The sequence below is a fragment of the Novosphingobium mississippiense genome (genome assembly GCF_044029535.1).
GTDB lineage: Bacteria > Pseudomonadota > Alphaproteobacteria > Sphingomonadales > Sphingomonadaceae > Novosphingobium.
On sequence record NZ_CP147003.1, the window covers coordinates 661,459 to 676,559 of the forward strand.

At 63.8% G+C, this 15,101-nt stretch carries 12 protein-coding genes; 7 read left to right on the plus strand and 5 right to left on the minus strand.

The genetic code is table 11. The features are described 5' to 3' along the window. Both WBP06_RS21645 and paoA read right to left on the minus strand, forming a co-directional pair. The gene (locus tag WBP06_RS21645) at window positions 1–951 is read right to left on the minus strand and encodes an FAD binding domain-containing protein (protein ID WP_395337137.1); all 951 of its coding nucleotides are present in this window, start codon (window positions 949–951) and stop codon (window positions 1–3) included. Next, window positions 948–1,619 (minus strand): aldehyde dehydrogenase iron-sulfur subunit PaoA, encoded by a 672-nt coding sequence (gene paoA, locus WBP06_RS21650; protein ID WP_395337139.1) that lies wholly within the window; start codon window positions 1,617–1,619, stop codon window positions 948–950. The genes WBP06_RS21645 and paoA overlap by 4 nt, the downstream gene beginning before the upstream one ends. A gap of 227 nt (window positions 1,620–1,846) precedes the next feature. On the opposite strand from paoA, the gene WBP06_RS21655 reads away from it, so the two are divergent. Together WBP06_RS21655 and WBP06_RS21660 are read left to right on the plus strand one after the other, a co-directional pair. Then, window positions 1,847–3,682 carry a diguanylate cyclase gene (locus WBP06_RS21655; RefSeq protein ID WP_395337140.1) on the plus strand — a complete coding sequence of 612 codons (1,836 nt, stop codon included), beginning with the start codon at window positions 1,847–1,849 and terminating at the stop codon, window positions 3,680–3,682. A 65-nt stretch (window positions 3,683–3,747) separates the two neighbouring features. Beyond that, a complete protein-coding gene (locus WBP06_RS21660; RefSeq protein WP_395337142.1) occupies window positions 3,748–5,340 on the plus strand; it encodes an EAL domain-containing protein in 1,593 nt (530 codons plus the stop codon). Here the strand turns inward: WBP06_RS21660 and WBP06_RS21665 are convergent. Then, window positions 5,330–6,388 carry a DUF2252 family protein gene (locus WBP06_RS21665; protein ID WP_395337143.1) on the minus strand — a complete coding sequence of 353 codons (1,059 nt, stop codon included), beginning with the start codon at window positions 6,386–6,388 and terminating at the stop codon, window positions 5,330–5,332. The two genes, WBP06_RS21660 and WBP06_RS21665, sit on opposite strands and share 11 nt — an antisense overlap. Before the next feature lie 147 nt (window positions 6,389–6,535). Here WBP06_RS21665 and WBP06_RS21670 point away from each other — a divergent pair, with 147 nt between their 5' ends. Beyond that, the gene (locus WBP06_RS21670) at window positions 6,536–7,408 is read left to right on the plus strand and encodes an SMP-30/gluconolactonase/LRE family protein (protein WP_395337144.1); all 873 of its coding nucleotides are present in this window, start codon (window positions 6,536–6,538) and stop codon (window positions 7,406–7,408) included. A gap of 150 nt (window positions 7,409–7,558) precedes the next feature. Further along, window positions 7,559–10,234: a glycoside hydrolase family 2 TIM barrel-domain containing protein gene (locus tag WBP06_RS21675; RefSeq protein WP_395337145.1), complete on the plus strand. Its 2,676-nt coding sequence runs from the start codon at window positions 7,559–7,561 to the stop codon at window positions 10,232–10,234. A gap of 142 nt (window positions 10,235–10,376) precedes the next feature. Here the strand turns inward: WBP06_RS21675 and manD are convergent, their stop codons facing one another. Continuing rightward, window positions 10,377–11,585 (minus strand): D-mannonate dehydratase ManD, encoded by a 1,209-nt coding sequence (manD, locus tag WBP06_RS21680; RefSeq protein WP_395337147.1) that lies wholly within the window; start codon window positions 11,583–11,585, stop codon window positions 10,377–10,379. Window positions 11,586–11,694: 109 nt separating this feature from the next. Here manD and WBP06_RS21685 point away from each other — a divergent pair, with 109 nt between their 5' ends. From WBP06_RS21685 to WBP06_RS21695, 3 genes are all read left to right on the plus strand, one after another. Further along, window positions 11,695–12,459, plus strand: coding sequence for a FadR/GntR family transcriptional regulator (locus WBP06_RS21685; protein WP_395337148.1), 765 nt, complete (start codon window positions 11,695–11,697; stop codon window positions 12,457–12,459). Window positions 12,460–12,621: 162 nt separating this feature from the next. Continuing rightward, window positions 12,622–13,476 carry a LytTR family DNA-binding domain-containing protein gene (locus tag WBP06_RS21690; protein ID WP_395337149.1) on the plus strand — a complete coding sequence of 285 codons (855 nt, stop codon included), beginning with the start codon at window positions 12,622–12,624 and terminating at the stop codon, window positions 13,474–13,476. A 190-nt stretch (window positions 13,477–13,666) separates the two neighbouring features. Then, window positions 13,667–14,314: a hypothetical protein gene (locus tag WBP06_RS21695; RefSeq protein WP_395337150.1), complete on the plus strand. Its 648-nt coding sequence runs from the start codon at window positions 13,667–13,669 to the stop codon at window positions 14,312–14,314. Between the two features lie 43 nt (window positions 14,315–14,357). Here WBP06_RS21695 and WBP06_RS21700 read toward each other — a convergent pair whose 3' ends face one another. Then, window positions 14,358–15,038 carry a pentapeptide repeat-containing protein gene (locus WBP06_RS21700; RefSeq protein ID WP_395337151.1) on the minus strand — a complete coding sequence of 227 codons (681 nt, stop codon included), beginning with the start codon at window positions 15,036–15,038 and terminating at the stop codon, window positions 14,358–14,360. Between the last annotated feature and the right edge of the window lie 63 nt (window positions 15,039–15,101).

Consider the following 15,101-nt stretch of genomic DNA (forward strand, 5'->3'; position numbering starts at 1 on the left):
TCAGCCTTTCGCTTCGTCGATCACGCGGGCCAAGGTGCGCTGGGCCAGAGTGATCTTGAACCGGTTCTGTTCGGTGGGGCGGGCATCGGCGAAGACTTCGGCCGTCACTGCGCGCGCGCCTTGCGGCATCTTCGTTTCCGCCGCCTCCACCCGCCAGGGCCGGGCTGCCACGCCGCCGAAGGCGACGCGGCCGGTGCCGTCGCGGCAAATCACCGCCGCCACCGATACCAGAGCGAAGGCGTAGGACGCCCGGTCGCGCACCTTGTGATAGAGATGCGTGCCGCCGATTGGCTTGGGCAGGGTGACGGAGGTGATCAGTTCGCCCGGCGCCAGCGCATTGTCCCGCTGGGGCTCGTTCGCGGGAAGGCGATGGAATTCGGCGATGGGGATGGAGCGGGCGGCGCCGTCCGCGCGGATCGTCTCCACCGTGGCATCCAGCACGCGCAGCGCCACGGCCATGTCGCCGGGATAGGTGGCGATGCACTGGTCGGAACTGCCGATCACGGCAAGCGGGCGGGAAAAGCCCTCGATCGCGCCGCACCCCGAACCGGGGCGACGCTTGTTGCAGGGCATGTTGGTATCGTAGAAATAGGGGCAGCGGGTGCGCTGCATCAGGTTGCCCGCCGTGGTGGCCTTGTTGCGAAGCTGCCCGCTTGCCCCGGCGACGATGGCGCGCGTCAATACACCATAGTCGCGCCGCACGCGCGGGTCAGACGCCAGCGCCGTATTGGTGACCAGCGCGCCGATCCGCAGCCCGCCCTCGTGGGTTTCCTCAATGCGGTTGAGGTCCAGATCCTGCACGTCGACAAGATGCGTGGGCGTTTCGATCTCCAGCTTCATCAGGTCCAGCAGGTTGGTACCCCCCGCCAGGAAACGCGCCCCGGGGTGGGCGGTTACGGCCGCCGCAGCCTGCGCCGGGCTGCTGGCTCGTTCATAAGTAAACGCCCTCATGCTTGCGTCTCCCCGCCAGCGATACCGGCGACTTCGGCCATGGCCTCGGCAATGTTGGAATAGGCGCCGCATCGGCAGATGTTGCCGCTCATCCGCTCTCGCATTTCGATGTTGGATGGGCTGGCATGTGCGACGATGTCGTCCTGCACATGGCTGGGCACGCCCTGCGCGATTTCGTTGAGCACCGATACCGCCGAACAAATCTGGCCCGGGGTGCAATATCCGCACTGATAACCATCATGGCGGATGAAGGCCGCCTGCATCGGGTGGAGATGCTCCGGCGTGCCGAGCCCTTCGATCGTCGTGACTTCGTCCCCCTCATGCTGAATCGCCAGGCTGAGGCAGGAATTGATGCGCATGCCGTTGACGATCACCGTGCAGGCGCCGCACTGGCCGTGGTCGCAGCCCTTCTTGGTGCCGGTCAGCCGCAGATGCTCACGCAGGGCGTCGAGCAGCGTGGTGCGGGTATCCAAGGTGAGGCGGACGGGCTTGCCATTGACGGTGAAACGGACGGGCATGGTCGGCGTGGCCGAAGCACAGGGGGGTGAAAGCGATGCGCCGACTGCCGCAGGTGCGGTGGCTATCGCAGCCGACGTGGCGCCCGCCGCCAGCACGCCGCGGCGAGACAGGTTCAAATCTCCGCCGATTTCCATCGCGTCGCCCTTCATGTTGGTCTGGTGCTGTTTGGCCGTTTTATCGCAGGTATCGCCTGCGCGCTTAGAGTAACGAAGATAACGCATAAATCGCTGCGCGGTTCAATCGCTGCCTCTACATTGCAATCATGAGTGGCCCTCATGAATACTGTCGTGCCGCCACGTCGGATGCATCCCTTCTCGCGTCTACCTAGTGGAGCGGGTATTGAATCGTAACGATGGGCATTTAGAAGAGGGGAAACATGCGCATCGCGACGATCACCAATTGGGCCTATGGGGCGACGGTTGCGCTGACGATAGCCGCTGGCATCACGATGATCTTGGCGTCCGGTGCTGACCGGGTAGAACGGGATGCCGTGCAGCAGCGCGACAGGTTCGACGAACTGACGGCCCAGATCGAGAACGACCTTTCCGAGCTTACCGATCAGGCGCGGCTCTTCGCGGTTTCCGGCGATCCCAGCCATGAAATCGTCTATTCCCGCACGCTGCAGGGCATCGGCTCGATCGAGCAGCGCGTCAATCGGCTGCGCGATCTGGGTGCCGGTGAGCAGGAACTTCATTCGCTGAAGGATGCACTGACGCAGGCCGCCAGCCTGGAGGATGAGCAGCAGGCGGCCATCGCCGCCATGCGCAAGAGCGATGCAGACGGCGCGCGCCGGATCGTCTTCGGCCCGGAATATGAGAGGGAGCTTGAACGCGCGCATTTCCAGATGGAGCGCTTCCGCTATCTCCTTGATCAGCGTTCGGATCTTGCGGTGGAACAGGCGACTGTCGCCTCACAGCGGTTGCGATCGGTTTCGGAGGTCATGGTGGGAATTACCGCCATGCTGTTCCTGTTCGTGCTGGCCTTCATCCTCAAGCGCCGCATCCTGAAGCCCGTCGTGCGACTGAGTGACGTGGTGAACCGGCTGGCCGAGCAGGATTACGAGGTGGAGCCGCCGCAGTTTTCGCACGTGGATGAAATCGGCGACATGGCGCAGGCGATCCGCATATTCCGGGAGAACGGGCTGGAACGTCAGAAACTGGAACGGCAGCGCGATGCGGACTGGGCGGTTCGCGAACTGCTGGCCCGCATGGCGCAGCGCTTGCAGGGCTGCGAATCCGTGGACGATCTGCTGGATATCGTCCGCCTGTTTGCCCCCAAGATTGCACCTGAGCTTGCCGGGCGGCTGTTCGTGCTGGATGCGTCGCGCTCCATGATGGTCTGTGCGGCGGAATGGCAGGGGCCGCTGGGCGGAGAAACCAGCTTCGGACCGGACGATTGCTGGGCCTTGCGGCGCGGGCAGGTGCACATCCCCGGCAGCAAGCTTACCGACGTGCCTTGCAGGCACGTCGCTGCCGAAGCGGTGAGCGCGACGATCTGCGTGCCGCTGGCAGCGCAAAGCGAAACGATCGGTCTGCTGGTCCTGCAGAATCTGGTGCCGGCGCATGAACCGGACGAAGCGATGATCGCCTATATTGAACTGATGTCTGAAACGATCGGCCTTGCGCTTGCCAATCTCAACTTGCGTCAGGCCTTGCGCGCGAAGGCGTTGTTCGATCCGTTGACCGGCCTGCGCAACCGCCACGATCTCGACGAGACATTGGCGCGGCTGGCTGCCGACGCCGACACTTCGGGAACGATGCTGGGCTGCATGATGCTGGACATCGATCACTTCAAGGCCCTGAACGATACCTTCGGGCACGATGCGGGTGATCTGGTGATCCGCACCGTTGCCAGCGTGTTCGCCAGCGTGCAGCAGGATCAGGATTTTGTCTTTCGATATGGCGGCGAAGAGTTCCTGATGCTGATGCCCGGTTTCGATGAGGCGCAGGCGGTAGAACGGGCAGTGGCGATCCGGGAAAGGCTGGGGCGTCTGAAACTGGCATACCACGGGCAGCCGCTTGGTCCGGTAACCGTTTCCATGGGCGTGGCGCTCTATCCGGTGCAGGGTGGGGTCCGGAACCTGATCGCCAGCGCCGACGCCGCTCTGCTGCGGGCAAAGGAGGAGGGAAGGGATCGCATGGTGATCGCCGCCGACCGGCCGGTCATGACAGGTTCCATTGCTTCGGCGCGTCGGGCAGTCGAAAATAGCTAACAAAACTCCATGTAGTATGCCTTGGCAATTCTGACATAGTGGCGGCCATGCAACGGCTTAGGATCGTGATCATTGCAGGTCTCCTGGCCGTTCTGGCTGCGTTGATCCCGCTCGTCGCGATTGCAGGTTATGGCCGGATCCGTGCGCAGCAGGCGGAACAGGCGCACTTGCAGGAATACAGCGACTGGACGCTGAAGCGCGCCGATCACAGTTTCGGCCGGGCGCGCACGATCATGGCGAAGCTGCAGGCGGAAAACTGGCACGATTGTTCGCCCGCCCATATCGCCCGTATGCGCCTGCTGACCATTCAGTCCGGCGCGGTCGACGAGATCGGCTATTTCATCGATGGCAAACTGGCGTGCACCGGTTGGGGTGTCGTTCCGGGAAGCGTGGATATTCGCAAGCACAAGCCGGAGGTCATGCTGCCGGACGGGTTCGGCCTACGCCTGAACGTGCAGCGCACCGTCACCGGCGCGACGCACATGCTGGAGATTTCGCGCGGCGACTATACCACGCTGATCAGTCCGGATCGCCTGGTCGACGTGCTCACCGATACCGACATGACGCTGGGCCTGGCGACACTGGACGGGCGGCTGGTTGCCGTGAACGGGAAAGTCGATCCGGCCGTGGCCAATCGGATGGCCGAAGGCGGCGCGCTGGATCGTTCGGATGCCTACGCCGGCTCCTTCAAAAGCAACGGGCTGTTGCGTGCCTTTGCGATTACCGACCGTTCGCTGGTGGAGGCCCGGGTAGACCGCGAGGTATGGGTTCTCATCCCGGTCGGCCTGCTGGTTTCGGCGATGTTGCTGGGGCTGATCTTCTGGATATCGCATCAGCGCCTGTCGCTGGAGCGCGAACTGGCGATCAGCATTCGCCGGCGGGAATTCCGCGTTTTCTACCAGCCCATCATGGAACTATCGACCGGCCTGTGCGTCGGGGCAGAGGCGCTGCTGCGCTGGCAGCGGCCGGATGGCAGTTCGGTGCATCCCGATTTCTTCATCCCTTTCGCCGAATACCACGGGGCGATCGACAAGCTGACCGATCTGATGATCGATACCGTGCTGAGCGACCTTGCGCCGATGCTTCGGCGGGAGCGTAGCGTGCACATCGCCATCAACATCTCCTCCAGTGACATGCAGAGCGGCCGCTTCCTGCCGGTGCTGGATCGCGCGATGGCCGCGTCCGGCGTCGCCCCCCGGCAAATCTGGCTGGAGGCTACCGAACGGGGCTTCATGAACGCCTCTGCCGCGCGGAGGACGGTCGACAAGGCGCGGGCACGGGGCCATCTGGTCGCCATCGACGATTTCGGTACCGGCTATTCCAGCCTTTCGCTGCTGGAGCGGCTGCCGCTCGATACGCTGAAGATCGACAAGTCCTTCGTGGAGGCCATCGGCAAGGGGGCTGCGACCAGCGTGGTGGTCCCGCACGTGATCGAGATGGCGCACGGGCTGGACTTGCGCATCGTTGCCGAAGGCGTGGAAACGCGCGAACAGGAAGCCTATCTGCGTGAAGCGGGTGTCGAGTTCGTGCAGGGCTGGCTTTATGCCAAGGCCCTTTCCCCCGCCGAATTCATTGCCTTTTTCGAGCGGAACAATGCCGGGCGTAAACCGTCCTTCGTCAAAGCCAAGACGAAGGAACCGACAGACGTCATGCCTTAAGGGAGCCTGCGCGAAAGGCTTCGAATTCGTCTTCCGTCCACTTGGCCACGCGTTTGGCGGCGGTGGCCAGCCAGTCATCGGTGCGCTGTTCCAGATCATGGACGATGGGCTGGCGTAAGGGTTCAAGGCCCAAGTGAATGCTTGCCAGTTCGCGCCCCATGGCATCGAGCAACTTGGCGCGCAGGCCGGTATTGGCTTCGCTCAAATCGATCTTCCGGCTGTTGGGCGCCAATCGCCGGACGACGTAGTGCTCTTGATAGCTCAGGAAAGGATCGGGCGAGCGCCAGCGGTTGCCGGCCAGCTTTTCCGCCAGCCCGTCCTCGCCAGCAGTCGTCCAGCAGGAGGGTATCAGTGCCTTGGCCTCTACCGCTATAGGTCCTCCGCGATAGGATCCGAAGGCGACGAAGCGGGCACGGCCCAGGCTGCCCGCCCCGGCGGAGCGGCGCGCGTAGACAACCGGTGGTGCGGGTGTCGGCAGGGCGGCCACCATTGCCCTCTTCATGGCGGCGGTTGGCCCATCGCGACTGTCCGCTTCCAGTTCCGCCCAGAATGCCTCCCGCTGGTCGTCCGTCGCCGCAAAGGCGTTGCGGAGCCATAGGTGATGGCGTTCGAGGACGAAGGCGGTGGGATCGTCCAGCCCTGCGCGATAGCCTTCCAGAATCGAGCGAGCCGTCTGGCCGGCATCGGCATCATCGTCGGCAAGCAACACGCTGGCGCAAAGGCGGACCAGATCCAGCACATAGGGCAGCCGGGCGGCTTCGTCGAAGTCGTTGATCCCCCATACCAGTCGCGCTTCGGCGTCACGCCATAACCCGAAGTTGCCGGCATGGGCATCGCCTACGGAGGGTACAGGCGGCGCATTCATCAGTTCCGGGCAGATCGCTGCCGCCGCTTCGGCCCACCGCCAGCATGTCGCACGCAGGAACAGGAACGGGTTTCGCGCCATCTTCCGATGCTTCTTGTCGATGTCCGGCGGATAGAACTCGGCGCCGAGGCGGCTTTTCAAGTCCGTTTCGAAGGCGGCCATCGATGTGCCGAAATCTTTCATGCGCTGGATCCCGTCTTTGCGGCGACACACGACGATCATGGATCGCGACGGCGTAAACGTCCATCCGCGTGAGGCGTTGCTCGGGACGTGCTTGCCGAAATCTTTCCATGAGCACAGAGTAAGCGGCAAAGCTCTGGGGGGAGGATCATGAAGATCGAGCGGATCGACGCGGTGCGGTGTGCCTTGGGGGAGGCGCCCGTGTGGGACCCGGCGGAGCAGGCGCTATTCCTGCTCGATATCGGCCGGAGCCTCCTGCTGCGCTATGCTCCATCGGACGGTTTACTGGCACAATGGGTGACGCCCGGCCCCGCGACGGCTCTTGCATTGAGTGAGGAGGACACCGCGCTGCTGGCGATCGGCAACACGGTGCAGTCGCTAAACCTGGCAACCGGGGAATGCACGGTACTGGCAACGGCGCTGGATCAACCGCGTGAGGCCACCTTCAACGATGGAAAAACGGACCGGCAGGGCCGTTTCCTGATCGGCTCCTGCGCCACCGATTTTGCCAATCCACAGCCGGTGGGCGGCATCTTCCGTTTCGATCCACCCACAGGGCTTGCGCGGGTTGCTGGAGACATCGCCCAATCCAACGGCACCTGCTTCTCGCCCGATGGCCACACGCTCTATTTCTCGGACTGCGCGCGCTCGACCATCTATGCCTATGACTATGATGTCGAGACCGGTGCAGCGGGTCGGCGGCGCGTTTTCGCGTCGACAGAGGAACTGGGCGGGTTGCCGGATGGGGCGACGGTGGATGATGCGGGCCGCCTCTGGGTGGCGATCATGCGTGGCGGCAAAATCGCCGCATTCGCGCCGGACGGCACGTTGGAACGCACGATAGACCTGCCGGTCTCGCTGCCGGGCTCGGTCATGTTCGGCGGCGCCGATCTGGATGAACTCTACGTGACGACGGCCGATACAGCCTATTTCGGGATGCCGGCGGAGGGCGGCGCAGGCTACCTCTATCGCATCACCGGCCTCGGCGTGCGGGGATTGCCCGAAGCGCGTTGCCGCCTTTGATGGCAATCGAACCGTAGCGGGCTGGCGATATTCCACAAAATTGGCTTGACCAATTATCTAGAATGGCTTGACACTATCGTCCTTGAAGGCTCCGACGCGGGCTTGGCACAGCTGGCTCCGCAATGGCCAGCCGGCAGGGAGAGTTCTGGAATGGCCGTCAGCAGACTGGTTGGTGCATGTCTCGCGCTTGGCGCGGTTGCCGGTTCGACCGTGATCGCACCCACGATCGCCGTCGCCGGGCCGGCGGCATCCGCGCCCGATGGCCGGCAGGTGCGCGATCTTTCACAGGGCTGGCGTTTCCATTTTGGCAAGGTTCCCGAAGCCGTGGTCGATCCGGCGTTCGATGACAGCGGGTGGGATCGGGTCTCGGTGCCGCACACCTGGAATCATCTGGGCGCCTACGCGCTGACGCGCGGAGCCGAGACGGACAATCGGCACGGGTTGGGCTGGTATCGCCTGTGGGTCGATGCGCCGCCGGTGAAGGCGGGGGATCGTCAGTATCTGGACTTCGCGGCGGTGGGCAGGGTTGCCGAAGTCTGGGTGAACGGCAGGCATGTCGGCACGCACAAGGGGGCATTCGCGCGGTTCCGCATCGATGTGACCGACGCGTGGAAGTCCGGCGCGCGCAATCTGGTGGTGGTGAGCGCGGACAACACCAAGCCCGAACCGGGCAGTTCCACCGCGGAGGTGCTGCCGCTCTCGGGTGATTTCTTCGTGCACGGCGGGATTTATCGCGAAGTGTCGCTGCTGCAACTGCCTGCTGCCGCGATCGACCCGCTCGATTACGGCGGGCCGGGCGTCTATGCGCGGGCTACGGAGATTTCCGATGCGCACGCCGCCGTTGAGGTCCGCACGCGTCTGCGCAATTCCGGTGCCGCATCGCGCGACCTGACTTTGTTGACCGAGATCCGCGACGCCGCCGGCAAGCTGATCGCGCGGGACAGCCGTGCGGTGGCGCTGCCTTCGGGCACGGCCGAGGTGAAGGCCAACCTGGCCATCGACCGTCCGCACCGCTGGGACGGGCGGGCCGATCCCTATCTCTATCACGTCACCGCCACGCTGCTGGACGGGAAGCTGGCGCTGGATAGCGTGCGCCAGCCGCTTGGCCTGCGCACGTTCCGGTTCGACGCCGATGCCGGCTTTTTCCTGAATGGCCATCATCTGAAGCTGCACGGCGTTTCCCGCCATCAGGATGTGCTGGGCTCCGGATGGGCACTGACCCCCGCGCAACATGCGGAGGATATGCACCAGATCGTGGAACTGGGCGCCAACACGGTGCGTCAGGCGCATTACCAACATGCCGATCAGTGGTCCGATCTTGCCGATCAGGCGGGCATGGTCGTCTGGGCCGAAGTGCCTTACGTGACCACGCCCAGCCTGTCCGGTGGAGAGGGATCGAGCGCGCTCTGGGCCAATGCCGAACAGCAGCTGCGCGAACAGATCCGGCAGAACTACAACCACCCCGCGATCCTGATGTGGTCGGTGGGCAACGAAGTCGATTCCGCCAAGGGCTTCGGCATTCAGGGTGAGGCGCCCCGGCCGCTTGCCCTGCTGAAGCGGCTCAACGCCGTCGCCAAGGAGGAGGATCCCGATCGCCCGACGACCTTCGCCGACTGCTGCGAGGGCGTGGGCATGATGCAGACCGCCGGTGAGCAACTGGCGGGAACGACCGATCTGATCGGGTATAACCGCTATTACGGCTGGTATTATCCCAATCCGTTGAAGGCCGGTGCCGATCTTGGCGCCACGCTGGACAAGCTGCACGGCGCGCATCCGCAGCTTCCCCTGTCGCTCAGCGAATATGGCGCGGGCGGGGCGGTCACCCAGCACAGCGACGATGTGACGAGCGGTTTCGTCAACTTCATCGGTCGCCCGCATCCGGAGGAGTACGAGGCCTGGGTCCATGAACAATCATGGCCGGAAATTGCCAAGCGCGATTTCGTCTTTGCCAGCTGGGTCTGGGCGATGTTCGATTTCTCCAGCGACTTGCGCAGCGAGGGCGCGGCGGTGGACCTCAATGACAAGGGGCTGGTCACCGCCGATCGCAAGACCAGAAAGGATGCTTTCTGGTTCTACAGGACGGCGTGGAGTCAGGGTCCGGAACTGCATCTTGCCGGCAAGCACTATGTCGATCGCGCCTATCCGGTAACGAGCATCAAGGCCTATGCCACGGCGCCGTCCGCAACGCTGACGCTCAATGGCAAGCCGGTGGGTGAAGTGCCCTGCACCGGTTTCGTCTGCGAATGGAAGAACGTGGCACTGCGGCCCGGCGCGAACGAGGCGGTGGTGACGGCGCGCGCGAACGGGCGAACGCTGCGCGATACGGCGGTCTGGAACGGCCCCGATCCCGAGCGGGAAGGGCTTCGCATCGATGTGGGCAGCCTTGCGGGCCTGCAGATTGGAGCGCGCCGGTTCGGTTCGGACACGTTCGTCAGCGGCGGCAAGCCGGCTGTTCTCAACATGTCGGGCTTCGGCGGGCGGTCCCTGACGCCGATGCGCACGGTCGAGGCGGCCGACGCGCAACTGTTCGATTATTGGCGCGAAGGGAATGCCTTTTCCTATGACATTCCGCTGAAGGACGGGACCTGGCAAGTCACGCTTCACTTATTCGAGCCGCGCAAGGATGCTTCATCGCAGCAGGCCCTGACGGTGACTGCCAACGGTACGCCGGTGATTACGGGCCTGAATGTCGCGAATGCTGCGGGAGGCCCGCTCAAAGGGTTGGTGCGCACGTTCCCGGTGACGGTCACCGGCGGCCATCTCAAGCTCGATTTCGTGAGCGCAGAGGGCAATGCGGCGCTTGCCGCGATCGAAATCGCGCGCTGAGCAGAACGGCCATGCTGGATCGCCGCGCTTTTGTAGGCGATGGGCTCTCGCTAATATCCGTCGTGGAAATCGCCTGAGGCAAGCGCCCAAACCCAAGTCTCCGCTCCGCCCGACCCTGCGCCGGGCGGGGCGGAGACTTGGCTCACCAGTTCCACATCGTCCCGTCATCCAGGCGAGCCACCGGCAGATAGGCGGGCTTGTAGGGATATTTCGCGGCCAGCGCCTCGTCGATGTCGACGCCGTGGCCGGGCGTCTCGCCGCAGAACAGCTCACCCTTTTCGAAGCGGTAGTCATGCGGGAAAACCGCATCGGTCTCTTCGGAATGGCGCATGTATTCCTGGATGCCGAAATTCGGTACCCAAGTATCGAAATGCAGTGCCGTCCCCATGGTGACGGGCGAGAGATCGGTGGCGCCATGGCAGCCGGTGCGGATCTGGTAGAGGCCCGCAAGGTCCGCGATCCGCCGCAGATGGGTCAATCCCCCGGCGCCGACGATGGTGGCGCGGATATAGTCGATCAGCTGGTTCTGGATCAGATCCTTGGCATCCCAGATCGTGTTGAAGACCTCACCTACGGCCAGCGGCGTGGTGGTGTGCTGGCGCACCAGCCTGAACGCTTCCTGGTTTTCGGCGGGGGTGCAATCCTCCAGCCAGAACAGTTGATAGGGCTCCAGCGCCTTGCCTAGCCGCGCGGCTTCCATCGGCGTGTAGCGATGGTGCCCGTCGTGCAGCAGGTGATGATCGAACCCGTATGTCTCGCGAAGCTTTTCGAACAGCTTCGGCACATAATTCAGCGCCTTGTGCGTATCCCACCCGGTTACCGAGGGCAGCGCCGCGTCGGCGGGCTCATAGTAGAGCTTGCCCCGGCCCACGCCATAGGCATCGCGGATTCCAGGCACGCCGGTCTGCGCGCGGATCGCCTTGTAGCCCATGTCGATATACTGGCCGACCGCTTCCACCGTTTCGGCGATGTCGCTGCCGTTGGCATGGCCATAGACCATCACGCCGTCGCGGCTGCGCCCGCCCAGAAGCTGATAAAGCGGCATACCCGCCATCTTGGCCTTGATGTCCCACAACGCCACGTCCACCGCTGCGATTGCGCGCATCGTCACGGGGCCGCGCCGCCAATAGGCACCACGGTAGAGATATTGCCAGATATCCTCGATCCGGTGCGGGTCCATGCCGATCAGGCAGGGCACCACATGATCCTCAAGATAGGCGACCACCGATTTCTCGCGCCCGTTCAGCGTCGCGTCGCCGATGCCGTGGACGCCCTGGTCCGTCTCGATCTTCAGGGTGACGAAATTGCGGCCCGGGCAGGTCACGATCACTTTGGCCGATGTGATTTTCATTTGCCTTGCATTCCCGAATTGGTTGCACGATGCCCTGTGAAGGGCCGAACCGCATCACCATATTGGTCAGGCCAATATTGAGCAAGCCCGTCGGGCAGGTATCGCCCGCATGAAGAACATTGGACGAGGAACGAGGGTGAACGACCGGCTCTATCAGGACCTTGCGCAAAAGCTGCTGGCCGAAATCGCCGACGGCGTCTGGCCGGTCGGCACGCGCTTGCCGGCCGAGCGGGACTTGGCGCAAACCTACTCGGTCAGCCGGCCCACGGTGCGGGAAGCGATCATCGCGCTGGAAGTGCAGGGCCTGGTGGAAGTGCGGATCGGGGCGGGCACTTATGTGGTGAGCCTGCCGGGCAAGACGCATCTTTCCGGTTTCGACATCTCCGCCATCGAATTGACGGAGGCCCGCCTGCTGTTCGAAGGAGAGGCGGCGGCGCTGGCGGCAACCCAGATCAGCGACGAGGAAATCGGGGAGATCGAAGCGCTGATCGATGCCATCGCGCGGGAAAACAACGATCCCGCCGGTACGGTGCAGGCGGACGAGGCCTTTCACCTCACCATCGCGCGGGCCACCCGCAACAAGGCCATATTCGAAGCCGTCGAGCGGCTATGGCAGTTGCGCTACAAATCGCCCGAGGCTGCCCTGCTTCACGCCAAAGCGCGGACTGCGAACGTGAAGCCGGTGGTGGAGGAGCACACCGCAATCCTGGACGCCTTGAAGGCGCGCGATCCGGCGGAGGCCAGAAACGCGATGCGCCGCCATCTCGGCTCGGTTCTCGAAGGACTGCTATTCGCAACGGAGGAGCGCGCGATCGCGGCGGCGCGGCAGGATGCTGCCGAAAAGCGCGCCCGCTATCGTCGCGCCATGGAGTGACGCCGAAAGGGCGGCCCCTGCCGCACCGGCGGTGTTGCGCATGCCATGGCGGGGGACGATTGGCCGGAAACCGGAATCGCGCTAGGACGATGGTAGCGTCGTCAAGACATGGGAAGATCTGCCAAATTCCAGCTGGCGCGTCGTGAACCGGGAGAAGTTCGTGTGACCTGGCTGCGCCGTATCCTGATCGAGCTTTGGGCCATGGTGGTCTTTGCGGCCATCATCGGATTCCTTGGTCCGTTCGGAACCTACTTCAACGGCGATTTTGCCGCGCGGACATGGCGCTGGTGGATGCAGTTGATGGGGGCCTATGTACTCGTCCGCCCCTCGATCCTGCTCTGGACTGCCATCGCCGATGCGACTTCTCTGCCCCGACGGCTCATGGCGTTCTGGGGTGTGCTGTTGTCCAGCTTTCCATTGGCGCTGCTGTGGACCTGGAGCGCCAGCGCCTATTTCCATTCGTTGGACGGGTTCGCCGGAATTCTGCCCTTTTCGGTACTGAGCGCGATCGCCGTGCTGGCCGTAACCTATTGGGCAAAGCAGGCCGACGAACAGTTGCGCGATGCCCTTGGTAGCAGCAGCAGCAGCGGCGGCGTGCGGGATGCAGACGAAGGGACCTATCCGGCGCCGACGCAGCAGCCTGAAACAGTCGTTTCGGATCGCAGCGGGGATGCGGCGGCCGACGATGCAGACGGGCCACGGTTGCTGCGCCGCTTGGCCCCTGGATTCAACGCGCCCGTCATCGCCTTGCAGAGCGAGGATCACTACGTTCGCGTTCACGGCAGGGGCGGCAGCGAAATGGTGTTGATCCGCCTGCGCGATGCGGTCGCCGAAATGGACGGGATGCCGGGCGAGCAGGTGCATCGCAGTTGGTGGGTGGCGCGCGACGGTATAGCGGAAGTGACTGCGGATGGGCGCAATCGCACGATAAGGCTTGCCAACGGTGCCGTGGCGCCGGTTGCGCGGGATTCGGTGCCCCGGCTGGAGCGGGTCGGCTTCCTTCCCGAACTGCCCTGAAGAAAAGCTTCATTGAAGGCGCGCAGTCGGGGATGAGACGAAGCGACTATTCGTGTTGCGAAAACGGATAGACGCACACGCATTCTATCGTATTGTCAGGACAAGAGAACAGAACGCACGATCATTCGCGGGCCGCATACCGATTGCGTCAATAAGCCGTCCTCATGTCTCTCAGTCACAGGAATGCGTGATGTCCCCATCAAGCCATGTCTCGATCGCGTTGCTCGGCTTTCTTCTCGCTGCCCCGGCGGTGGCTGCGCCATCAGGCCAGGCGCCTGTTGCCCCATCTTCCGCATCGGCAGCCGTTTCGAATGCGGTTCCGGAAGGCTTCGCGTTCGCACCGGATGGGACGACGCTGATCCACGTCGCCAGCGGGCTGCGCTTCCCTGCGAATTTCAAGGGGTTCAAGCGCCTGAAGGAACAGGCCAACGATCCCAGCGGCCAGTACGTGGCCATCAGCTATGCGCATCCGCTGCGCGGCAGCAAGGAAAGCGTCGTGGTGCGTTTTGCCGTGGTCCAGATCGACGAGATGTCGGCCCATGACCACTATCTGATCATGCGGCAGGCGGCCATGTCGCACTTTTCCGCGCCGACGATCGTTTCCGAAGGTCCGGTGAAGATCCCCACCGATCCGAAACTGGATGCGTATCGCGGCACGTTCAGCGGAACGCGTGACAACCAGCCCTGGCGTTTCAGTCTGACGACGGTGGACTACGGCCATTGGAGCGGCCGAATGACGGCAGCCTATCCGCAGAGCAACGCCGCCGAAGCCGAGCAGTACCTTGGCGTGCTCTTGACCGAAGTGCGCGCGCAGACGCCCAAGGCGCTTGGCAAGTGATCGGCTGAGGCGTTCGTTCAGGCGCCGGCTTCGCCGTCGGCGTCTACAGGACGATCAGCCCCAGTTGAGAAAGCAGTTCGGCTGCCTGGATGCGCGAGATGGTCGCCCCCCGAAACAGGCGGGCGTCCATCAGTTCGATGCCGCCCAGGTCCGCGCCGCGCAAGTCTGCCTGTTCGAACCGCGAACCGGCAAGCGTTGCGTTGCGCAGGGAACTGTCTTCGAACACCGCCAAGCGAAAGTCGGCCTTCTGCAGATCGGCTTCGGACAAGTCCACGCGCTTGAGAACGGCCTTTCGCAGCGAAATGCCGGGCAGGCGAGCGTAGGACAGCAGCGTTTCCTCCAGAGCGATGCCGATCGTGGACGCATCGGTCAGGTCCGCGCCGGTCAACTTGCACCGTTCGAACCGGGCAGACACCAGGCGCGCGCGGCGGAAAGAGGCGTTGTTGAAATCGCCGCCGCTGATCAGCGCGTTGCCAAGGTCGGCGCCGACGAACGCGGATTCGGCAGCCCGGCAGCCAAGGAATCGCGCGCTTGCCAGCGTTGCCCCGTCGAAACGGGCGCCGCGTAGCGAGCATCGTTCGAGCACGAGGTCTTCCAGATCGAGACCCGAGAAATCGCCCTCATCCAGATCGCAATCCGTCAGGATCCGGGTGCCTGCCGACCAGGCGGCGTGGAGGTCGTCACGGCCGATGATGCGATCGGTCAGCTTCGCTGAATCGTTCATGGCCCCATTATGAGCAACGCGCACATTGTCGCAAGGCGGGGGGCGTGGCGATGCCCTGGGGAA